This window comes from Brevibacillus dissolubilis, from assembly GCF_006170445.1.
Classification (GTDB): domain Bacteria; phylum Bacillota; class Bacilli; order Brevibacillales; family Brevibacillaceae; genus Brevibacillus_B; species Brevibacillus_B dissolubilis.
Map to the genome: position 1 here is coordinate 1 of NZ_VCNA01000011.1, position 20,750 is coordinate 20,750.

21 protein-coding genes are annotated in these 20,750 nt (G+C 52.7%); 4 read left to right on the forward strand and 17 right to left on the reverse strand.

Annotated elements, in window-relative coordinates:
- Window positions 1–363 precede the first annotated feature (363 nt).
- Both groL and groES read right to left on the reverse strand, forming a co-directional pair.
- On the reverse strand, window positions 364–1,983 hold the full coding sequence (gene groL, locus FGI41_RS18940; protein WP_139491898.1) for a chaperonin GroEL: 1,620 nt from the start codon (window positions 1,981–1,983) through the stop codon (window positions 364–366).
- A 62-nt stretch (window positions 1,984–2,045) separates the two neighbouring features.
- Window positions 2,046–2,330: a co-chaperone GroES gene (gene groES, locus FGI41_RS18945; RefSeq protein WP_139491899.1), complete on the reverse strand. Its 285-nt coding sequence runs from the start codon at window positions 2,328–2,330 to the stop codon at window positions 2,046–2,048.
- A gap of 283 nt (window positions 2,331–2,613) precedes the next feature.
- Between groES and FGI41_RS18950 the strand changes: the two genes are divergently transcribed.
- Entirely contained in the window at window positions 2,614–3,999 is a 1,386-nt protein-coding gene (locus FGI41_RS18950) for a CAP-associated domain-containing protein (RefSeq protein WP_139491900.1), read from the forward strand.
- A gap of 113 nt (window positions 4,000–4,112) precedes the next feature.
- Here the strand turns inward: FGI41_RS18950 and FGI41_RS18955 are convergent, their stop codons facing one another.
- From FGI41_RS18955 to FGI41_RS18980, 6 genes are all read right to left on the reverse strand, one after another.
- The gene (locus tag FGI41_RS18955) at window positions 4,113–4,556 is read right to left on the reverse strand and encodes a hypothetical protein (RefSeq protein WP_139491901.1); all 444 of its coding nucleotides are present in this window, start codon (window positions 4,554–4,556) and stop codon (window positions 4,113–4,115) included.
- Between the two features lie 124 nt (window positions 4,557–4,680).
- The gene (locus tag FGI41_RS18960; RefSeq protein ID WP_255298538.1) at window positions 4,681–5,346 is read right to left on the reverse strand and encodes a Bax inhibitor-1/YccA family protein; all 666 of its coding nucleotides are present in this window, start codon (window positions 5,344–5,346) and stop codon (window positions 4,681–4,683) included.
- Window positions 5,347–5,432: 86 nt separating this feature from the next.
- Entirely contained in the window at window positions 5,433–5,798 is a 366-nt protein-coding gene (gene tatA / locus FGI41_RS25645) for a twin-arginine translocase TatA/TatE family subunit (RefSeq protein WP_139491902.1), read from the reverse strand.
- A gap of 17 nt (window positions 5,799–5,815) precedes the next feature.
- Window positions 5,816–6,814, reverse strand: a complete 999-nt coding sequence (locus FGI41_RS18970; protein WP_139491903.1) for a molybdopterin-binding protein — start codon at window positions 6,812–6,814, stop codon at window positions 5,816–5,818.
- A complete protein-coding gene (locus FGI41_RS18975) occupies window positions 6,808–7,320 on the reverse strand; it encodes a MogA/MoaB family molybdenum cofactor biosynthesis protein (protein WP_139491904.1) in 513 nt (170 codons plus the stop codon). Before FGI41_RS18975 ends, FGI41_RS18970 begins: the two co-directional genes overlap by 7 nt.
- Before the next feature lie 66 nt (window positions 7,321–7,386).
- The gene (locus tag FGI41_RS18980; RefSeq protein WP_139491905.1) at window positions 7,387–7,983 is read right to left on the reverse strand and encodes a 5-formyltetrahydrofolate cyclo-ligase; all 597 of its coding nucleotides are present in this window, start codon (window positions 7,981–7,983) and stop codon (window positions 7,387–7,389) included.
- 73 nt (window positions 7,984–8,056) lie between these two features.
- On the opposite strand from FGI41_RS18980, the gene FGI41_RS18985 reads away from it, so the two are divergent.
- Window positions 8,057–9,994: an ABC-F family ATP-binding cassette domain-containing protein gene (locus FGI41_RS18985; RefSeq protein ID WP_139491906.1), complete on the forward strand. Its 1,938-nt coding sequence runs from the start codon at window positions 8,057–8,059 to the stop codon at window positions 9,992–9,994.
- A 169-nt stretch (window positions 9,995–10,163) separates the two neighbouring features.
- Here FGI41_RS18985 and FGI41_RS18990 read toward each other — a convergent pair whose 3' ends face one another.
- From FGI41_RS18990 to FGI41_RS19025, 8 genes are all read right to left on the reverse strand, one after another.
- The gene (locus FGI41_RS18990) at window positions 10,164–12,554 is read right to left on the reverse strand and encodes a hypothetical protein (RefSeq protein ID WP_139491907.1); all 2,391 of its coding nucleotides are present in this window, start codon (window positions 12,552–12,554) and stop codon (window positions 10,164–10,166) included.
- Between the two features lie 337 nt (window positions 12,555–12,891).
- Window positions 12,892–13,977, reverse strand: coding sequence for a tRNA (adenosine(37)-N6)-threonylcarbamoyltransferase complex transferase subunit TsaD (gene tsaD / locus FGI41_RS18995; RefSeq protein ID WP_139491908.1), 1,086 nt, complete (start codon window positions 13,975–13,977; stop codon window positions 12,892–12,894).
- Window positions 13,974–14,432, reverse strand: a complete 459-nt coding sequence (gene rimI / locus FGI41_RS19000) for a ribosomal protein S18-alanine N-acetyltransferase (protein ID WP_139491909.1) — start codon at window positions 14,430–14,432, stop codon at window positions 13,974–13,976. The genes tsaD and rimI overlap by 4 nt, the downstream gene beginning before the upstream one ends.
- Before the next feature lie 22 nt (window positions 14,433–14,454).
- Window positions 14,455–15,168: a tRNA (adenosine(37)-N6)-threonylcarbamoyltransferase complex dimerization subunit type 1 TsaB gene (gene tsaB, locus FGI41_RS19005; RefSeq protein ID WP_139491910.1), complete on the reverse strand. Its 714-nt coding sequence runs from the start codon at window positions 15,166–15,168 to the stop codon at window positions 14,455–14,457.
- Complete coding sequence (tsaE, locus tag FGI41_RS19010; RefSeq protein WP_139492036.1) at window positions 15,149–15,601, reverse strand: tRNA (adenosine(37)-N6)-threonylcarbamoyltransferase complex ATPase subunit type 1 TsaE; 453 nt, start codon at window positions 15,599–15,601, stop codon at window positions 15,149–15,151. Before tsaE ends, tsaB begins: the two co-directional genes overlap by 20 nt.
- A gap of 43 nt (window positions 15,602–15,644) precedes the next feature.
- Window positions 15,645–16,667, reverse strand: a complete 1,023-nt coding sequence (gene thiL, locus FGI41_RS19015) for a thiamine-phosphate kinase (protein ID WP_255298539.1) — start codon at window positions 16,665–16,667, stop codon at window positions 15,645–15,647.
- A gap of 39 nt (window positions 16,668–16,706) precedes the next feature.
- The gene (locus FGI41_RS19020; protein WP_139491912.1) at window positions 16,707–17,342 is read right to left on the reverse strand and encodes an MOSC domain-containing protein; all 636 of its coding nucleotides are present in this window, start codon (window positions 17,340–17,342) and stop codon (window positions 16,707–16,709) included.
- Window positions 17,343–17,386: 44 nt separating this feature from the next.
- The gene (locus FGI41_RS19025) at window positions 17,387–17,851 is read right to left on the reverse strand and encodes a SprT family protein (RefSeq protein WP_139491913.1); all 465 of its coding nucleotides are present in this window, start codon (window positions 17,849–17,851) and stop codon (window positions 17,387–17,389) included.
- Window positions 17,852–17,958: 107 nt separating this feature from the next.
- On the opposite strand from FGI41_RS19025, the gene FGI41_RS19030 reads away from it, so the two are divergent.
- Window positions 17,959–18,300, forward strand: coding sequence for a hydrolase/acyltransferase (locus tag FGI41_RS19030; protein WP_139491914.1), 342 nt, complete (start codon window positions 17,959–17,961; stop codon window positions 18,298–18,300).
- Window positions 18,301–18,374: 74 nt separating this feature from the next.
- Window positions 18,375–18,500, forward strand: coding sequence for a cortex morphogenetic protein CmpA (gene cmpA / locus FGI41_RS19035; protein ID WP_139491915.1), 126 nt, complete (start codon window positions 18,375–18,377; stop codon window positions 18,498–18,500).
- Between the two features lie 66 nt (window positions 18,501–18,566).
- Here cmpA and FGI41_RS19040 read toward each other — a convergent pair whose 3' ends face one another.
- On the reverse strand, window positions 18,567–20,729 hold the full coding sequence (locus tag FGI41_RS19040) for a Tex family protein (RefSeq protein ID WP_139491916.1): 2,163 nt from the start codon (window positions 20,727–20,729) through the stop codon (window positions 18,567–18,569).
- Window positions 20,730–20,750: the final 21 nt, after the last annotated feature.

A 20,750-nucleotide genomic window follows, 5' to 3' on the forward strand; every position in this document is an offset into this window, starting at 1 on the left:
CACGCCGCCAGCGTTCGTCCTGAGCCAGGATCAAACTCTCCAATAAAGTTGAAGTTGATCTAGGTCAAAAACTTGTTGCTTGGCTGAATTATCATTTGCTTTCGCTGTTCAGTTTTCAAAGAACATTTGTTATGCTGTCGACCGTGTTCCCTGTCGACTTTTATTACTCTACCACATGATCCTTGTCGAATCAAGAGGTATTTTGTTGTTTCTTATCAAAATCGATAAAAAAGTTTTTGGCGCTGTTGAAGCGACAGGGATTATCTTATCAGAAAGAGGGATGAAAAAGCAACTCTTTTTGCAGAAAAAATATAAAGAGACAGACCTAGGTCTGTCTCCCGTAACTATCAGCTTGGCTGATGATTACATCATGCCCATGCCGCCCATATCAGGCATTGCTGGAGCTTTGTTTTCTTCTGGTTTGTCAGCGATTACCGCTTCAGTAGTGAGGAACATAGCAGCTACAGAAGCAGCGTTGGAGAGAGCGGTGCGGGTTACTTTCGCAGCGTCTACGATCCCTGCTTGCAGCATGTCAACCCACTCTTCGGTAGCAGCGTTGAAGCCTACACCAGTGGCTTCTTTTTTCAGGCGCTCTACGATTACAGAACCTTCGAGACCTGCGTTCGCTGCGATTTGGCGAACTGGTTCTTCCAGGGAACGGAGAACGATTTGTACACCTACTGCTTCTTCGCCTTCTGCTACTACTTTCTCAACCGCTTTAACAGCATGCACGAGGGTAGTACCACCACCAGGAACGATACCTTCTTCTACCGCTGCACGAGTGGAGTTGAGGGCGTCTTCGATGCGGAGTTTTTTCTCTTTGAGCTCGGTTTCAGTAGCAGCACCAACTTTGATCACAGCTACGCCACCTGCGAGTTTCGCAAGACGCTCTTGGAGTTTTTCACGGTCGAAGTCAGAAGTAGTGTCTTCGATTTGTTGACGGATTTGGGAAACACGGCCTTCGATGGTAGCTTTGTCGCCAGCACCTTCAACGATCGTAGTGTTTTCTTTGGTAACAACAACTTTGCCTGCGCGGCCGAGTTGGGTGATTTTGGTGGATTTCAGGTCAAGACCGAGTTCTTCGGTGATTACTTCGCCACCGGTAAGAGCTGCGATGTCTTGGAGCATTGCTTTACGGCGGTCACCGAAGCCAGGTGCTTTAACAGCAACTGCAGTGAAGGTACCGCGGAGTTTGTTCACTACAAGGGTAGCGAGAGCTTCGCCTTCTACATCTTCAGCGATGATGAGGAGAGGCTTGCCGCTTTGGACAACTTGCTCAAGAACAGGGAGAACTTCTTGAATGTTGCCGATTTTCTTATCAGTGATGAGGATATATGGGTTGTTGAGCACTGCTTCCATTTTGTCAGTGTCAGTGATCATGTATGGGGAAGCGTAGCCACGGTCGAATTGCATACCTTCTACAACTTCGAGTTCGGTTACGAAGCCTTTGGATTCTTCAACGGTGATTACGCCGTCTTTACCCACTTTTTCCATAGCTTCCGCGATGAGTTCGCCTACTTCTGCGTTGTCAGCAGAGATCGCAGCAACTTGCGCGATAGCGGATTTGTTTTCAACTGGTTTCGCGATGGATTTGATCTCTTCAACAGCAGCACGAACTGCTTTTTCCATACCGCGGCGGATTACCATTGGGTTCGCGCCTGCAGTTACGTTTTTGAGACCTTCACGGATCATTGCGTATGCGAGCACAGTCGCAGTAGTAGTACCGTCACCAGCGATGTCGTTGGTTTTGGTTGCTACTTCTTTAACGAGTTGAGCACCCATGTTTTCATATGGATCTTCGAGCTCGATTTCTTTCGCGATGGTTACACCGTCATTGGTGATCAGCGGGGAACCGAATTTTTTCTCAAGAACCACGTTGCGGCCTTTTGGACCGATGGTAACTTTAACAGCGTTAGCAAGAGTCTCCACGCCACGGAGCATAGAACGGCGTGCGTCTTCGGAGAATTTCAATTGTTTCGCCATGAAATTTCAACCTCCATAATAGGTAAAATGTATTTGGATTCGTTCAATATGTGAGATGGTTATTAGCCAATGATCGCAAGGATGTCGGACTCGCGGAGAACGAGGTATTCTTTGTTGTCAATTTTTACTTCAGTACCAGCGTATTTGGAGAAGATTACTTTGTCGCCTTCTTTAACTTCCAAAGAAATACGCTCGCCGTTGTCGGCTGTGCGACCGGAACCAACAGCTACTACACGGCCCTCTTGCGGTTTTTCTTTCGCAGTGTCTGGAAGGACGATTCCAGATGCGGTAGTTTCTTCTTTGGTAATTGGTTCGAGTACTACACGGTCACCTAATGGCTTCAACACAAAAAACAACCTCCTCAAGAAAGTTAGAAATACTTTGGTTTTCGATTAGCACTCGTTTGAGGTGAGTGCTAACACCCAATTCCTATAATAAAGAAACACAAGTTTGTTTGCAAGTATTTTCCCTAATTTTTTTCAGACAAAAGCACATTACCTACTATCGACGGGTTCAGTTGTTCTTATACGAATTTTTGAAAGAAAAGATAGAAAAAGTAGTTCTAGTAGAACAGCCCTCTCATATAAATAGAATCAAAGACTCGATCAGAACAACACAGGGGGTTCCTGAATGCGAAAACGACTGTTGATCGGTATTGTGGGTCTATCATTTTTTGGACTGTCGCATATTTTTGCCGCTGATTGGAAGACGGATATCAAGGTGAATCTCTTTCCTGCCACTCTTTATATCGATGGAAAAGCGGTCAGCTCCAGTGACCGTCCGGGCTATTACTATAATGGGACAAGTTATGTGCCGGCTACGATTGAGTATGATGGAACGATGTATGTGCCGCTTCGGCTGATCGGGAATCAGCTGAACAAGCAGGTGGGCTGGGATGAGCAGACGTACAGTGCTTGGCTCGGACAGACGCCCGATTTGAAAAAGAATACCTCTCCTCTGCCCGATGTCCCAGGTAGTACGGGGGATCAGGCAAATGATGCCGTGGCCGCGAACAGCACTCCAACTGCCGCGTCATCAGCATCCGTCCAGTCTGCCGATTCCGCCAACCCGCTCATGAAGCCACTCATCCCCAAAAGCGAGGCTCCAGCAGTGGCGGGGCCGAATCTGTATCAGGTACGGCTGGGCGACACAGAGGCACAAGTGATCGCAAAGCTGGGGAAGCCAGCAAGACGGGAGCCAAGTGCGCTCGGTTATGACTGGCTGGTCTACAATAAAACCATCGGGACATACGTACAGGTCGGCGTCCGCGCAGGAAAAGTGGTCGACATCTACTCCAACTCCCCTGCGGCCCGGCTGGAGCAGGTGGGAATCGGCTCTACTCTGCAATCACTGGAACGCAAGTATAAGATGGATCGTAAAGTCAGCTTCCGCTACGGGAACAGCCAAATCGAGATGACCAATGAGCTGAAGGAACGTCCTCTCGTCTTCTCGGGTGATACCGCATTGATCTTTTACCTCGATACGCAAAATTTTCAGAAGGTGACGGGGATGCGGGTGGTTGACAAGTTGGTTCTGCTGCAGGGCGGCTTCTATGAGACCAAGTGGACCTACACGGGTACCACACCTAATTTCAATCCCCCTCCCCTCTCACCAGAAGAGCAGGATAAGATCACTCTTGCTCATGAAAAGCAATCGCTTGATCTGGTCAATGTCATCCGCTATCGGTACAAGCTGCCCACCCTGACTTGGAACGAACAGGCATCAGAGGTGGCACGCGGGCACAGCAATGATATGGCGGCGAACCATTTCTTTGATCATGTCTCCCAGACAACGAAGCTTGATCCATTCGGCCGTCTGAAAAAGCACGGAATCCAATATCAGATGGCAGGTGAAAATATCGCCGCCGGGTTCCCGGATTCGATCGAAGCCTTCCACGCACTGATGAACAGCCCTGGCCACCGCAAAAATATTATGGAAAAAGGGTTCACGCAGCTTGGGGTAGGTGTGGTAGCTGATTATTATACGCAGAATTTTGTTACACCACAGAAGCAATAGGCGTATGCGTGGTTCATGTCAGCTCGAACTAACCAACATAAAAAGCCCCTGATTTCACCTGACTGAATTCGTTCAGTCGCCGAAACAGGGGCTTGTCCTTTTTGACTGGAAAACTAACGCCGGTTGTGAAGCAGATTCATCAGGCTGGTGAGCGGACGGTTAAACTCCATCAGGATCGTCTCATTATTTCTGTTATGCAGTAAGAGATATGGTTTGCGCGGATTCCCTGGCTTGGGCATGACGATAAACATACGGATGATCTCGGTGTCCAGATTGGCTTGCGCAAATCTAAGCCTTTGCGGTGGTTTGACCGGGATTTTGAGGATCATCGCTTTGCGCAGGCTGGGATTCAGCTCCTGAACTCGTCCTGTGACAGAATCGAGTATTTTTCGGACTTCCTGCTGGTATTGAGGAGTGCTCTCTAGGCGTTGGACAATTCGTTCTTGGTCAGTGTCAAACAGCTCGATCTGCTCCGGTGCGCCTGGTCTTTGGTTTGGTTGATCGGTAATCGGCGATGTAAAGACCAGCATCAGGCTTACGAACAGACTCATCCACATATTGTACTTTCCTCCCCTTCCATACTGGTTGGCTATAGTATGTGGCAAAACGCAGAAAAAAACCCCGCCAGGTGCGCTGACGGGGTTTTGCTGTTTCCGTATGAAAGTTTGTTCGGCTTGTGGCTTAATCGTCGCTGCTGAGAATACCCAGCAGACGAAGCAGGGAAAGGAAGAGGTTGATGAAGTCGAGGTACAGGTTAACGACCGCGAGTGGAATATCCTCTTCTGCCAAACCGTGTTTGTAGTTGGAGATATCGTACAGGATGTAGCCACTGAAGATCAGGATACCAGCAGAAGCAATCATCAGTTCAACAGAGGTCCCGAGCGGAACGAACATGTTGATCACTTGAAGCAGGATCAGACCAATCAGACCAGCGAACAGGAAGCCACCGAGGAAGCTGAAGTCCCGCTTGGATACATAAGCGTAAGAAGCCAAGCCGGTAAAAATAGCAGCTGTCAGGATAAACGCGGTGTTAACCAGCGCCGCTCCGTTGTGCATCGCATAATATTGAAGCGTTGGCCCAAGCGTAATACCGCTGATGAAGACAAACGCAAATGTAAACCCGTATCCGACACGTGTACCACGGCGACGCACAATAAAGGCACCGACCAACATCAGAAGCTGAACAATGACCAGCGGCAAAATCAATGCCGGCGGCACAAACGCTGTCCCTACCGCGCTGCCGATTGCAGACACCAGCAGAGAGATTGCGAACATGCGTAACAGCTTCTGGAAGTTCGCACGATCATCAATCGGTCTGGAACCTTCCATATAAGTTTGAAAGTCCACAAAAACACCCCCGAAATATAAGTCAATCTTTATCCTTATTATATCGTGTCAGGCTGTTATTGTACATGATGGGAGTTGTTCCAGTTTTATGCCTTTGGAGGATTGTTGTCAGCGGCAGGGGTTGCTGCAGCGAGACGCTCCTTCTCGATCTTCTCACGGATTTCCGCTTCCAGACGCTCGCGCTCCAGACGTTCGCGGATTTCGCGCTCCAGCTTTTCGCGTTCATCGCTGTCGATTTCAGCTACTGCCGGTTTGGTGACAGTTACTTGCTTGGTGGTGTTTTTATCACGGTCATGGTCATCATCGTCATCAGTGAGACCTTTGGTTGCTTTTTTGAATTCTTTGAGTGTGGAACCTACTGCACGTCCGAGTTCAGGCAGTTTTTTAGGCCCAAACAATACGAGTGCGAGGATCAAGATCAGGATTAAACCCGGAATACCGATACCGCTCATGAATTACTCACTCCATTCTAACAGTTGTATAATCCACCGTAGCCCAATCTGGTGATGTCTTCGGCGGTAATTCGTTCTCCCACTAAAATACGGGGTAAAAATACATCAAATGAGGTAAACGGCTCATGCATCACCGCACCCGGCAGACCGAGGATCGGCGTGTCACCATGGTAGGCAACCAACAGCATGGAGCCTGGCAGCATCGGGGTCCCATAACGAACCACCTCGGCTACACCTGCGATGGCGCCGGGGGTTTTGTCATCGGGATCGACGGACATGCCACCTGTACATAGAATCAGGTCAACGCCCATGTCGAGGAAATAGCGAATCTGCTCTTCGATTACTTCTTTTTCGTCAGGCGCAAACCGCTGTTCGACTACAGTAGAGCCAAGGGCCTCCAGCTTATTTTTCAACGCGGGGCCGAATTTATCAGTGATTCGTCCTTTGAATACTTCGCTTCCGGTCGTGACAATCCCGACTTTTTTGGCTGGGATCGGCAGAACTTCAACGATCGGTCCGTCAAATGTGCGGGCCAGCTCCTCCAGCTCGACAATCCGTGATTCTTCGATAATCAGCGGGATGATGCGGCATGCTGCTACCGAATGGTTGGCCTCGACGACACGGTTGGTCAGGATCGTGGATAGGCAGATGGCTTCCAGCGCATTAAGAGCGTGGACGGCTCTAGCATTGATTTTGACCAAGCCTTTGTATTGGGTCTTGAGCGTAACCTTGCCTTCGTATGGCTCGGTGAGGGTCAGGCCTGTACCTGCTACGGCTTTGGCGATGCGCTCTCCTGCTTCATTTTCGTGGATGAAGCCTTCTGGCATGTCCATAACGTAGATGTGCTCCTTCCCGACGGAAAGAAGCGGGTCGATGTCAGCTTCTGTGATGATGTGGCCTTTTTTAAACAGTCTGCCCTTAAATTCACCCGGTAGTATCTGAGTGATATCATGCGGCAGCATCATGCCGACCGCTTCCTGCACAGGAACGACTCGAAACCCTGGTTTGTTTACCATCCTAAGCCGCCCCAATCCTCGCTGGATTCTTCTGTTCCTTGGAGGATGTGCAAAGCGTCTGGGAGCATGTCAGCAATTGCGGTAAAGCAGATCTCTACCCCGCGCGGATTGCCCGGTACGTTGACGATCAGGCTGTTGCCTCGGGTACCTGCTACGGCACGGGTCAGCATCGCACGGCGGGACTGCTGAAGACCGGCACGGCGCATTTCTTCGGCGAGGCCTGGGACTTGGCGGTCAATTACCCACTTGGTCACTTCCGGTGTGACGTCACGCGGGCTAAGACCCGTACCGCCTGTGACGACTAACAGGTCGACTTTTTCACGGTCAACCAGCTCGATCATGTGTTCTTTAAGCTCCTCCATATCGTCTGGGACAGAGCGGTAGATAATATTGTCAGTTTTGAGGTATTCAAAAATCAAACGGCGCAAGATATCGATACGGTCATCCTCGCGCTCACCCTTTGAGATTGAGTCGCTTGCAGTAATAATCCCAATTTTCCAGTTCATGTTAACTTCAACCTCCATTCCAATCCTGTTCATTATACTATATCTCATCGGCATCTATCAGTGAAACTATGACGGAAATGTTGCAGTTCGCCACACATCCTGGTCGGTGACAATCAGGTGCATCCTTCTATCATGCGGCTCTGCCGGCACATTCTCTGTGATCTGCACAGAAAACCCGTAGCCGATGCGGTGTACACGATTCTCTATCTTTTCAAAAAAGCGGTCATAATACCCGCCGCCATACCCCAGACGGCCCCCTGTCTGATCAAAAGCAACACCCGGCACGATCACAGCGTCAAGCAGGGACAGGTCAGCTGGTGCCGCCCGCTCGGGGTCAGGCTCACTAATACCATACGCGCCTGTACGCAGGGTATGCTCGCCATCGTATACGTAAGGGATGATCAGATGCTCGGACGGAATCGTGAGCGGAAGCCAGACTTGGCGGCCTTGGGCTCTCCACTTTTCCAGCAGGCTCCGTGTGTCAATCTCATCGCGGAACGGGTAAAATAGCATGATATGCTTCGCCTCTGCAAGCTCGGGGAGCATAAGCAGTTGCCGGGCGGCTTTTTCCGAGCGTTCGGCATGCTCTTGCGGGGTGAGTAAAGCACGTGCCTGAAGGACTTGCTTGCGGCACTCTTTTTTTCTTGTATCGATATGGGGCATTTCTGCTCCTTCCCTTGTCCCTCTATCGGTTCTGCGCTACACTAATGAAATGGGACGAATTTGAGGTGAAATTATGATTTTATTACAAGCCGAACAGATCAGTAAATCATATGGTGTCGAAACCATTTTACAAGATATTTCTTTGCAAATACAAACAGGGGAGCGTATCGGTCTCGTCGGGATCAACGGAGCGGGTAAATCTACGCTGATGAAGATCATCGTAGGTGAACTTGGCTACGATACCGGCGTGATCCGTACTCCCAAGGAAGTCACGATGGGCTATCTCGCCCAGAACAGCGGATTGGAGTCGGACCGGACGATCTATAATGAGATGCTGTCGGTCTTTACCCACCTGCAGGCGGAGGAGCAGGAGCTTCGCAAGCTGGAAGAAAAGATGGGCGATCCCAACATCCATGCCGACGAGAAGAAATACCAGCAGATTCTCAATGAGTACTCATCTCGCTCGGAAGCTTTTAAGGAAAAAGGCGGCTACAGCTACGAGGCGAGCATCCGCGGGGTTCTGCATGGCCTGCGTTTTGCTGATATGGATCATAATACCCCGATCTATACGCTCTCGGGCGGTCAAAAGACGCGTCTGGCGCTGGCGAAGCTTCTTCTCCAAGCTCCGGATATCCTCTTGCTGGACGAGCCGACCAACTATTTGGACATCGAGACCTTGTCGTGGCTTGAAGTCTATCTGCAAAACTACAAGGGCGCGATCCTTGTGGTCTCCCATGACCGCTATTTCCTCGACAAGCTGGTCAATATTGTCTACGAGATCGAGCGCACGCGTGCAACCCGCTATACAGGCAACTACAGCAAGTTCCTGGAGCTGAAAGCGGCGAAGCTGGAGCAGGAGATGAGACGCTTCGAGAAGCAGGAAGAAGAGATCGCCCGTCTGGAAGACTTCATCGCCCGCAATATTGCCCGTGCCTCCACGACCAAGCGTGCGCAGAGCCGACGCAAGACATTGGACAAGATCGACCGGATGGAGAAGCCGATCGGCGGGAACAAGTCGGCGCATTTTTCTTTTGAAGTGGCGAAAATGAGCGGGAATAACGTGATCAAGGCGTTCAATCTCGCAGTGGGCTACGATGATAACGTGCTGTCCCGCAATCTCAGCTTCGAGCTGGAGCGTGAGGAACGGGTCGCTCTGGTCGGGCCGAACGGGATCGGGAAGTCTACCCTGCTCAAAACGATCGTCGGTAAGCTCAAGGCACAAGCTGGAATGGTTGATTTCGGAAGCAATGTGACGATCGGCTACTACGATCAAGAGCAGCGCGACCTGAACATGACCAAGACCATCCTCAACGAGATCTGGGACGACTACCCGAACATGCAGGAAAAAGACGTCCGTACCCTGCTCGGTAACTTCCTGTTCAGCGGTGATGATGTGCTCAAACGCATCGGCGACCTGTCCGGCGGTGAGCGCGCGCGTGTCTCTCTGGCAAAGCTGATGCTCAAGGAAGCCAACTTCCTGATCTTCGACGAGCCGACCAACCATCTGGACATCATCAGCAAAGAGGTATTGGAAAATGCGTTGTACGACTATCCGGGCACGATCCTGTTCGTCTCGCATGACCGTTACTTCCTCAATAAAATCGCTACACGCGTGCTGGAGCTCTCCCCTGACGGCGTGACGAGCTATCTCGGCAACTACGATTATTACGTGGAAAAGAAGATTGAGCTGGCTGAATTGGCTGCCGAGCGTGCGGAGAAATCCGCTGCTGCTGACGCCAAGCCAACCGGTCCTGTCAAAGAAGCTGCACTCAACTATGAGCAGAACAAAGAAGTAAAACGGGCGGAGCGCCAACGCCAGCGCCGCATCGAGGAAATCGAGGCGCGGATCAGCGAGCTGGAGACGAACGTGGCGAAGTGGGAAGAAGAGCTTTGCCTGCCGGAGATCTACAGTGATCATACGCTGGTGAAGGAGCGCAATGACTTGATCGCGCAGGCTCGGACGGAGCTGGAGAATCTGTTTGAAGAGTGGACGGAGCTGTCTGAGGGATAGTTTCGTTATTGGTGAAAAAAATTCATTTTTGATGAAAAGATAAAAGCGGCTTGGATCACCTTGTGTTGGTGGTCTCACCCGCTTTTTTGTGTGGGTTATTCCTGTTTGGGTTAAGAATTACGTACCGTTTTCCCGGCCGCATTCTACATTCTTGGTCTGCGCCCCACTATCAGGTTGCTTGCGGTTCATCAGGGGTGGGTGTGTGAGCCTCCCCTTTTTCCTCATCCACATCTGACAAGGCCGCATACAGCGCCGGAACGACGAAAAACACAATCGAGGTCGCAGCTGAGACGATCCCCGAGTCATTGAGGATCAGTCCGGCGAGTGAGCCTGCGATGACACCGCTGAAGCCTTTAACCAAAAATGGATACTGTCTGGCAAGATGCCGCAGATAACGGTCCGGGCGCAGGCTGAGCAGGCTGATGATCACCAAAGAGAGGACGAACACCTTGCTCCAGGATGAGACACGGATCAGTCTGACGTTCATCTCCAGCTTGCGCTCGACGATATGGATCACCTCTGCCCAATTGCCGGTGACGATATCATTGGCGACGCGTCCCACGTGAGTGAGCGGTCCTGTGGATGAGAGATTCATCACGATGAGTACGCCGATTCCGGCACAGACTCCCCCTGCCAAGAGCAGGAAACCTTTTGTTCCGACTCGCCAGCCTTGCAGACGGAACAGGGCGATCCCGAAGCCGACAGCGCCTGCGAGGAAACCTCCGGCATTGGTTCCGAGGGTGGGTGCGCACATATAGAAGAGAACGATGACAAAGGCGGTGATGGAGAGCCAGAAGTGGAGCGAGCTGACCTGCTTCTGATTCCTCCCATTTTTCCTGCTCCACCACTCATAAAACGATGCCACAAGCAAAATACTCGCCCCAATCAACACCCCCTCATACTCATTGCCCAATCCATAGAACCTCGCCCCGATCACCGGATCATACCCCATATACGAGCGCCGCATCGCAGTTGCCCCCGTGAAGCCGTCGATGAGGATGCTTACGACCGTAAACGCCGCCACCGTAAACAACAGCTGCGGCAACGGCCAGCGCTCGACGATCAACGCTCCCCCCAGCGCAAAGAGCATCATCACCACAAATACCACAGCAGGCGGCACCGTCCACAGCAATAACGGCTCGATCAAAAACAGCGCCGGGAAAAACAGCATCGCCAACAGTGCCAGACGTACCCCTCGACGCAGCCGGTAGGCGACGGGATAACGCCCAGCCTTTTTCCACACCCAGAAAAACGCGGCGACGATCAACACGGCAATCTGGAGCATGACGTAGGAATACATGATGATGGAGCGGTTGCCATAGATGTAGTCGATCCGTTTGATTTTTGCTAAAAAAGATTCGATTGTACTTACCTTACCCACTTCCATCGCATGTCCGACAATCCCCTCCGGAACGGGAACCCCACACCATGACAAAATGGTCGGGAGTACATCGAGTCCGCTCACAATACCCGGCTGGCGGGTGGTGGCTGAGGCGAGTTCCCGCAAGGAAGCTTCCGCCGCCAGACCCGCTCCCCCACTCCAGATCACTGCGGGAGTGAGCAGCGATTTTTGTTTTTGCGCGACGGGATTCACATCTGGGGATAACAGCATCACCATCTGCTGGGATGTCCTTGTGGATAACAGATTTCCGAGGAATTGGTCAAGATCACGAAGAATCCGGTCATACTGCTTCGCGAACTGATCGGGGTGCATCTGGTTTTGCATGCGGTAGAGCCGGAGTAGGTCGGAAAGCTGGATAACGGTCAGCCCCGGTTTTTGGTTCTGCTGAAGCTGATCCAGTAGAAACGTGTAGTTCGTGCGGAGGCCATGTGGATAGTCTGGATCATGCACGGTCAACTTCCCGCTGGATACCGCTCCTTCCGCAATCGTTCCATTGGCATTGACGGCAAACAGAGCGCCGTTGCGTTCTTTTACCCCCATGCCGTCAGAATTGCCGTAGAATCTGACCTGCATGCCGTGCTGCTCCAGAACAGAACCTAAGAGGCCGATCCTGGCGGTAAAGGGCTGATCCAGATTCTCCGCTTGCAGACGGTAGATGCCGGGGAACAGCAGGGCCGGGTTGGTATCTGCGCGATCTGGATAAGTGTTTGTGGATAGATGGATTTCAGATGTGCCGACAGCGGTACCAGTCGGAGTCGGTACGTGCGCGGCAAAAGACGCTCCACCCAGCTGTCTCATCCGCTCAAGCGCCGTCTCCCCCGTCTCCAATACCTCATCCGCTTCATACACCGTCCCGCTCTGGCGGGTATACAACGCTTGTCCCCCGCTGCCCATCAGCAGGTAGGCATTTTCAGGGGTACGTGCTCCTGCTGTACGGATCGTCATCGCCCCGATGGTTCCTTTTTTGAACAGGTTATCCACATGAGGATAAGCGCTAAATCTTTCCAAATCGGCAAATGACAAACCCTCTACAAAAATGACGACAGCTTGTCGATTTTTGGAGAGAGAAGATGTGGCTTGCGTGTAGGTTCCTGCTGAAACAAACAAAGTTAACAGGATCATGAAGCATATGATTGTCGAAATGAGTCTTTTTACCATGATGCCTCCTGTGTATAAATACGTCGATTTGCGGTCTGCATCCTTTTAGTATGCCCATTTTTTCAACAGCATTATCCACGAATTCCACAACTTATTCCACAGCAAAAACGTATTGGTACAAATACTTTTAGCGAGTTATCAACATTATCCACAGAGTTATAAACAGACCCACCTGCGATGTGGATAGATGCTTGTGGACAATAGCACATTAACGAAAAAAAGAGCGGTTCTTCCTCCATGCTGGCAGGATAGAATCGCTCTTTTTGTGACGAAAAACGTAGATTGTGTATAAGTTACATACGAATTGTGTACGAATCGTGCACAAGTTATGCGCTGATTAAAACGGCTCGGTCAATGACAGCCCCGGCACACCATTGAGGTCCAGCGAGGCGAAGCGTCCCTGTTGATAAGAGATATAGCCTGCGGCAGCGATCATCGCGGCGTTGTCTGTACACAGACTGAGCGGCGGGATGATCAGGGTCAGACCCTCTTGTTCGCAGCGGGCGGTCAAGGCTTCGCGCAAGCCTTTGTTAGCAGCGACACCACCTGCGAGCAGGATTTGACGCGCTTGCTTGGCTTTGGCTGCACGAATGGTCTTCTCCACCAGTACCTCGACGACAGATGCTTGGAAGCTGGCTGCGAGGTTGGCAGGCTCGATGCGCTCTCCACGTTGCTCGGCGTTGTGCAGAGTGTTTAGTACAGCTGATTTGAGTCCACTGAAACTGAAATCATAGGAATCCGGCTCAAGCCAGACGCGCGGGAGCGGCACATTGGGCGTCCCCTCGTGTGCGAGACGGTCGATGTGCGGGCCTCCCGGATATGGCAGACTGAGGGCGCGGGCTACCTTGTCGTAAGCTTCGCCTGCTGCATCGTCACGGGTCTCTCCGAGGATTTCAAAAGAGCCGTGCTGATCCATATAGACCAGCTCGGTATGTCCACCGGAGACGACGAGGGAGATCAGCGGGAATTCCATCTCGGTCACGAGGCGGTTGGCATAGATGTGGCCGGCGATATGGTGGACACCGATCAGCGGAATGCCGCGTGCGTAGGAAATCGCCTTAGCTGCTGCTACGCCGACGAGCAGAGCGCCGACGAGTCCTGGGCCGTAGGTGACAGCGATGGCGGAGATATCATCCAGCGTAACACCTGCCTCTTGCAGAGACTCCTCGATGGTCAGCGTGATGTTTTCCACATGGCGGCGGGAAGCCACCTCTGGTACGACCCCGCCAAAGCGCTTGTGGATATCTGCTTGGGAAGCAATGATATTGGAGAGAATCACACGACCGTCTTTGATCACGGAGGCGGATGTCTCGTCACAGCTGGTCTCGATACCGAGAATCAGCGTCGGCCGGTCAGATTGTTGGTGTTGTTCATAATGTGCAAGGATTCGCTGTTGGTAGCGGGTTGCGTTTTTTTCATTCACGTCAGGTTCACCCACATGATCAGGGCATCTTCGTTGTTGTCGGAGTAGTAGCCTTTGCGGCGTCCTGCGTCCTCGAAGCCCAATTTTTTGTACATATTACGTGCGACCTCATTGGACGGGCGGACTTCCAAGGTCATGCGTTCCGCACCGAAAATGACGGCAAGTCCCATCATCTGGCGCATCAGCTTTTCCCCGATTTTCAGTCCACGGTAGTCAGGATGGATGGCGACGTTGGTGATATGCGCCTCATCGATGATCACCCACATGCCGCAATAGCCGATCACGCGCCCGTTGGCGGTGGCGACCACGTATTTGGCATTTTGGTTCACGGTGAGCTCTGTGATGAACGCCTCCATCGGCCATGGTGTCGTAAACGACAGATGCTCCAGCTCGACCACCGGCCCTACGTCTTCTACGGTCATAAAACGAAAATCAAGTTGTGATTGTTCAACCATTCGTTTCCCTCATTACTATTGCTTACTTTTGCTGATTGGCAAGCCACTTCGCTTCGGCTTCGGAGACTTGCAGGTACTCAGGATTGACGGCGTGGGTATCTGGGGCATCTGCTTGCTCCAGCTTTTGCATCCCAAGCCACGCGATCTGTGCCGCCCGCGGGTGATTCAAGCCTGACGGGGCAAAACGAGCCTGCTCCCCCACCATCTCTTCAATCACTGCGCGGTGGAGTGAGACATCATCCCCAAGGAACAGCACTGGTCGGCCTGCCGCCTGCTCCAATACTTGTGGAAGCCAATCACGAAGCAGGATGATCCGCTCATCGAGAACAGAGCGTAAGCTGGTCATCTCGACAGAATCCCAGCAGCCTGTGTAGACTTGTCCACGACGCGCATCAAATAACGGGACGATCAGACCGCCAAAGCCGATCGCATTCATCGCAATCGTCTCCAGGGTAGATACCCCGATGACCGGGATGCCAAGCGACCACGCCATGCTTTTGGCCGTAGAGACACCGATCCGTACACCTGTGTAAGAGCCTGGGCCTTGTCCGACCGCGATGGCTGTCAGCTGATCCGGGTCTGTCTTGATCTCATCGAGCAGAGCGGAGATGCCGTCCATCAGCGTGACCGAATGATTTTTGTTGAGGTTGGTTGTCCATTCCCCGAGTACGCGCGATTCGTCTGCCACCGCGACAGTCAGGACGGGGCTGGACGTATCAAATGCCAGTACGCGCATGTTGATCGAACTCCTTACATAACTCTTCGTAACGTGTCCCGCGTGGCTCAAGATGCATCTCGCGGGTCTGTTCATCTGTCACCCTAAGCGTGATGGTCAGCCTCTCTGCCGGGAGTACATCCTCGATCAGGGACGCCCACTCGACGACACATACCCCTTCACCGAAAAAGTACTCATCCAAGCCAAGGCTGTCCACATCATCAGCCACCCGGTACACGTCCATATGATAAAGCGGCAGCCTGCCGTTGTATTCTTTAATAATCGTAAAAGTGGGGCTGTTCACCGTCCCACGTACCCCGAGCCCTCTTGCCAGCCCTTGGGTAAAGGTCGTCTTGCCCGCACCCAGATTGCCTTCCAGACAAAGCATGTCACCCGCTGTGAGCAGGGTGGCTAAACGCTCGGCCAAGCTCTGGGTCTCGGCTGTGTCTTGCATCTGATAGGTAAAGTCTTGGGCCAATCAATTCGCCGCCTCTCATCTAGCTTTGGCTGAAATGGTTATAGCCTGCTTTATGCAGAACCTGTGTAGTGCCGTATGTATCCGTCATCAGCAGATTAGGGCCTTCGCCTGCCTCCACACGCCCGATCAGGGTAACAGAAAGCCCGTTCTCCTCAAAAAGCCGTTGCAGTGCCTCTGCATGCTCCTGTGCCACCGTGCCGGTCAGCTGATAATCCTCTCCCCCGAAAAACGCCCATTGATAAGGATCGCGGTCTTCCTGTCGGGCAAAGCCACGTACATCAGGGTGAATCGGAATGCGCTCCTGGTCGATGTGGATTGTCACGCCGCTTGCTTCCGCGACCTCCCACAGCTCAGATGCCAAGCCGTCGCTGACATCATTGCAGGCTCCCATACCGGGATGACTCAGCAAAAGCCGTCCCGCCTGTACCTGCGCAGCTGGCCGCTGGTGAAAGGTGATAAGCTGTTGCCATTTGGCCAAAACTGGCTCTCCCGTGTCCCGCGCTTGGAACAGCGCATGCAATCCAGCCGCTGAGCCGCCTACCGTCCCGGTGACGAACACAGCATCACCCGGTCTGGCTGATCGTCGCAGCAGAGCTTTTCCACTCTCCACTTCCCCCAGCAGGGTAACAGACAGGTGCATCGCATCGGGTGCTGAGACCGTATCTCCGCCGATAATCCGCACACCGTAGTCACGGCAGGCTTCGTACATCCCGTCATAGATCTGCTGGCACTCGTCCGGCGTCCAGTTGGGCGAGACTCCGATGGTGACCAGCGAGAAGCGCGGAATGCCGCCCATCGCCGCGATGTCGCTGATATTGCTGATCATCGCCTTGTAGCCGATATCGGCGGGGTTCATCGTGCTTTTGAGAAAATGGACCGTCTCGATCATGGCATCACAGCACGCCACCACTTCACGGCCCGCTGAGACTGCAAAAACAGCAGCATCGTCGCCAATGCCTACCACCAGACCGTCGCCTTTGTCTTGCAGAGAAGGCTTGGTCCACTGGCGGATGAGGGAAAATTCATCACGTCCCACGTTCATCCTCCCTCACTCTTGATGGATTATGACCCCATTATACTCTTAGACGAGACGCTTTTCCAACCGCTCACGCCAGTTGGGGGAGAGTGCTTTGACCGCAAGCAGCTTCTCCGTCGCTTCCCGGCTCTTCGTCTGGAAGAACATGATGTCGGTCGCTTCATGGACTGTCATGGCTGCCGGATCTTTTTCAAGCAGAATCAATTGTCCACTCGGGTCTACCATCCCTGCTTCCAATACACGCAAATAGTAGCCGGTGTAGTGCGTATCCAGTACCTGCTTGGTCAAGTCCTGCCAATTCTGACGATACGAGATTTTCTGACAAGGCTGGCGGGGCTGGGAGATCTGGACAACCGCCTCACCCAGACGGAAAATATCTCCGACATGCACCTGCTCCTCATTCCAGCCCTCGATGGTGATATTTTCGCCAAAGGCAGGCATAGAAAGCTTGCGGCCGGACAGCTGCTCCCAGTGTGGATAACGGTCATAGGAGTAGACACAGACGGCTTTATGCGGGCCGCCATGGTATTCCAGATTAGCTTGTTCGTCACCGATGAAGCCCAGTTCTTCTAAGCGGAGTGGCTCGGTGACGGCTTGCTTCATAATCGCACTGCGGTAGGTTTCACCGTTTTCCGTGGTCAGGTCTTGGGCTTTGCCGATATTTAATGAAAGGATGTTCATGGGGGAATCGCTCCTTTTCTATGTAGGTTTCAGACTTATAGGCTTTAGGCTTGCTGCAGGGTCTCCAGCCGCAGCTTGCCCCGGCATTTGCCGCAGACATAACGGGTGGGGTCTACTTTGCGTTTGCGCTTGTAGGTCATCCGGCAGTCTGTGCAGACGAGCTGGTATTTGTATGGAAGGCGCTGGCGTCCTCCGCCGACCGATTGACAGTAGCGGGAGCCGCCGACTTGGGCGAGCAGGCTCTTGAAGTCGTTGTCAGCGTGCTGGTAGCCCCTTCCTTCTATATGCAGATGGTAGTGGCAGAGTTCGTGCTTGATGATCCCCATGAGCTCAGCCTCACCGTGCTCTGTGAGATGAAGCGGGTTGAACTCCAGATTGTGGCTTTTGAGCAAGTAACGTCCCCCGGTGGTGCGTAATCTGCTGTTGAAGGTGGCTTTGTGGCGGAACGGCTTGCCGAACGATTGCAGGGATACCTGCTCGACCAGCGCTTGCAGTTGTTGGTCGGTCACTGGTCTTACCTCCTTTGTGGGAAACAGGGAATTGTGCTTGAATTCTTCTTGAAGAATACGTTACACTTGTCCATGAAAGCAAGACAAATCAACTGTTGGAGGAACTTATGCGTTATCTTCTCTTACAAGAAACGAACGGGCTTGCGTTTGTCTCTATGCCTGCGTCTTATATGTACCAACTGGTCGCTCTGATCAAGCGCCTTCATAAAGAAGTGGACAAATTGACCGCAGCTGAGCGTCCGGCATTGCCTGCGGTCATCGCTGAATTCGGTCAGCTCGAAGTCCTCGCAGAAGGTTATGGCATTGAATCTGGTCTTTCTTATGTAAGCAGATTGGAGCAGCAATTCGCCCAGCTTATCGAGACAGAATACCCGCTCATCTCTCTGCTCACCGAAATCCGTGCCCTGCAGGCACAACTGGAATATCTGGCTGAGGAAGAAGCGGAATAAACCCATGGCAGACAGGTACCTCGGCTGTGACTTTGGCATACATTGCCTATAGAACAGCGGCAGGAGGTGCCTTCATGCCACAGTGGATGCGCAGGCAACTGCAACGTGCGTTTAGTGGAAAAGACGTACGTCAAATTCGCTTGTTGAACAGTTGTTGGTTCCTATATCTTGAAAAACACGGCGGCCGACCCTTGGACTAGGGTGGCCGCTTTTTTGTTGGACTGGACTGGCGAAGTACAAAAGTGAACCGTTGAAACCGCTGATGATTAGACGTCAGCGGGAGCGATCATGGTCAGACCGACACGCTGGCGCTGCTCATCGATCTCCGCGACCCAGACATCGACGATCTGGCCGACCGAGACGACATCGAGCGGATGCTTGACGAAGCCTTTTTTCAGGCGGGAGATATGAATCAGCCCGTCGTTTTTGAGTCCGATATCGACGAAGGCACCGAAGTCTACGACATTGCGGATGGTGCCCTGCAGCTTCATCCCTTTGGACAGGTCTGAGAGCTTCAGCACGTCTTGGGAAAGCAGTGGTTTTGGCAGCTCGTCGCGCGGGTCACGGCCAGGACGCAGCAAGCTGTCGATGATGTCTTTGAGCGTCGGCTCGCCGATATCGAGCTGTGCGGCGGTGGCTGTGATATCGAGCTTTTGCAGGCTGGCACGGCATTCCTCACTGCCGATCTGCTCTGGCTTGATGTTGATCAGCTTGAGCAGCTTGTCTGTGGCTTTGTAGGATTCTGGATGGATCGGGGTCTTGTCCAATGGATTGCTTCCATCGATCACACGCAAAAAGCCGATGCACTGCTCATAGGTTTTGGCGCCGAGACGCGGGACTTTTTTCAGTTGGTCACGGCTTATGAACTTGCCGTTTTCCTCACGCATTTTGACGATGTTGTTGGCTACCTGCTTGTTGACACCGGAGACGTACTGGAGCAGGGAGGCAGATGCGGTGTTGACATCGACACCGACATGGTTGACCGCTGAGGAGACGACGAATTCGAGGCTTTCGGCCAGACGGTTCTGGGAGACATCGTGCTGATATTGACCGACACCGACGGATTTGGGGTCGATCTTGACCAGCTCAGCCAGCGGGTCTTGCAGACGGCGTGCGATGGAGATGGCACTGCGCTCGGCGACATCGAGGTCAGGGAATTCTTCCTTGGCAATCTGGGACGCGGAGTAGACAGAGGCCCCTGCCTCATTGACGATGAGATAGGAGAGGTCGCGGTTCATCTCTTTGATCACATCGACGATGAACTGCTCCGTCTCGCGGGAGGCGGTACCGTTGCCGATGGCGATGATCTCGACGCTGTATTTGGTGATGCGCTCTTTTACCTTGGCGGAGGCTTCGGCTACCTTGTTGTGCGGCGCGGTCGGATAGATGACGGTGATATCGAGCACCTTGCCTGTCTCATCGACGACGGCCAGCTTGCAGCCTGTCCGGAACGCCGGGTCGACGCCCAGTACCACTTTGCCTTTGAGCGGTGGCTGCAGGAGCAGATTGCGCAGGTTCTCGGAGAAAATGTGAATGGCCCGCTCCTCCGCTACTTCAGTGAGGCTTGTACGCACTTCCCGCTCGACAGACGGCGCGATCAGTCGCTTGTAGCTGTCCTCGATAGTTGCTTCAAGGATATCTTTGGCCACGGTTGGACGCGTGATGATTTTGCGCTGCAGGAAGCTGTAGATCTCCTCTACCGGCACGTCGATGTTGACCTTGAGGATTTCTTCTTTTTCTCCACGGTTGATTGCAAGCACGCGGTGCGGCACGACCTTTTTCACAGGTTCGTTGTAGTCGTAATACATCTGATAGACGTTTTTATTCTCGGCTTCCTCGTTCTTCTGTTCGGTCACGAGTACGCCTTTATTAAATGTGGTCTCACGAATCCACTTGCGGAAGTCAGGATCATCGGAGATTTGCTCGGCGATGATATCCATCGCCCCCTGCAAGGCATCCTCGGCGCTCTCGACACCTTTTTCGGGGTTGATGTACTTGCCGGCCTCTTGCGCGGGGTCTCCCTCTTTTGGCAGGGTGAGCAGGTAGGTGGCGAGTGGCTCCAAGCCTTTTTCCTTCGCCATGGTGGCACGGGTACGGCGCTTCTGCTTGTATGGGCGGTAGAGGTCTTCTACCTCCTGCAGCTTGGACGCCTGCTGGATCGACTGGGCCAGCTCATCTGTCAGCTTGCCCTGCTCTTCGATGAGGCGGAGCACTTCTTCTTTGCGGACAGCGAGGTTGCGCAGATAGCGGACACGCTCTTCGATATCACGAATCTGGGTCTCATCGAGCTGTCCGGTCATCTCTTTGCGGTAACGCGCGATGAACGGTACGGTGTTGCCTTCGTCGAGGAGCGAGATCGTCTGCTCGACTTGATTATGTTTTACGCCAAGCTCTTTGGCGATAGTAGGAATCATTTGGGTCAAATCCATCAGCGAGTAATCCTCCTCTCA

Excerpts from the sequence above, each read along its gene's own strand:
- groL (WP_139491898.1), bottom strand. The coding sequence starts at position 1,983 with ATGGCGAAACAATTGAAATTCTCCGAAGACGCACGCCGTTCTATGCTC.
- FGI41_RS18950 (WP_139491900.1), top strand. The coding sequence starts at position 2,614 with ATGCGAAAACGACTGTTGATCGGTATTGTGGGTCTATCATTTTTTGGA.
- FGI41_RS18955 (WP_139491901.1), bottom strand. The coding sequence starts at position 4,556 with ATGTGGATGAGTCTGTTCGTAAGCCTGATGCTGGTCTTTACATCGCCG.
- tatA (WP_139491902.1), bottom strand. The coding sequence starts at position 5,798 with ATGAGCGGTATCGGTATTCCGGGTTTAATCCTGATCTTGATCCTCGCA.
- FGI41_RS18970 (WP_139491903.1), bottom strand. The coding sequence starts at position 6,814 with ATGGTAAACAAACCAGGGTTTCGAGTCGTTCCTGTGCAGGAAGCGGTC.
- FGI41_RS18975 (WP_139491904.1), bottom strand. The coding sequence starts at position 7,320 with ATGAACTGGAAAATTGGGATTATTACTGCAAGCGACTCAATCTCAAAG.
- FGI41_RS18980 (WP_139491905.1), bottom strand. The coding sequence starts at position 7,983 with ATGCCCCATATCGATACAAGAAAAAAAGAGTGCCGCAAGCAAGTCCTT.
- FGI41_RS18985 (WP_139491906.1), top strand. The coding sequence starts at position 8,057 with ATGATTTTATTACAAGCCGAACAGATCAGTAAATCATATGGTGTCGAA.
- FGI41_RS18990 (WP_139491907.1), bottom strand. The coding sequence starts at position 12,554 with ATGGTAAAAAGACTCATTTCGACAATCATATGCTTCATGATCCTGTTA.
- rimI (WP_139491909.1), bottom strand. The coding sequence starts at position 14,432 with ATGGTTGAACAATCACAACTTGATTTTCGTTTTATGACCGTAGAAGAC.
- tsaB (WP_139491910.1), bottom strand. The coding sequence starts at position 15,168 with ATGCGCGTACTGGCATTTGATACGTCCAGCCCCGTCCTGACTGTCGCG.
- tsaE (WP_139492036.1), bottom strand. The coding sequence starts at position 15,601 with ATGCAAGACACAGCCGAGACCCAGAGCTTGGCCGAGCGTTTAGCCACC.
- thiL (WP_255298539.1), bottom strand. The coding sequence starts at position 16,667 with ATGAACGTGGGACGTGATGAATTTTCCCTCATCCGCCAGTGGACCAAG.
- FGI41_RS19020 (WP_139491912.1), bottom strand. The coding sequence starts at position 17,342 with ATGAACATCCTTTCATTAAATATCGGCAAAGCCCAAGACCTGACCACG.
- FGI41_RS19030 (WP_139491914.1), top strand. The coding sequence starts at position 17,959 with ATGCGTTATCTTCTCTTACAAGAAACGAACGGGCTTGCGTTTGTCTCT.
- cmpA (WP_139491915.1), top strand. The coding sequence starts at position 18,375 with ATGCCACAGTGGATGCGCAGGCAACTGCAACGTGCGTTTAGTGGAAAA.
- FGI41_RS19040 (WP_139491916.1), bottom strand. The coding sequence starts at position 20,729 with ATGGATTTGACCCAAATGATTCCTACTATCGCCAAAGAGCTTGGCGTA.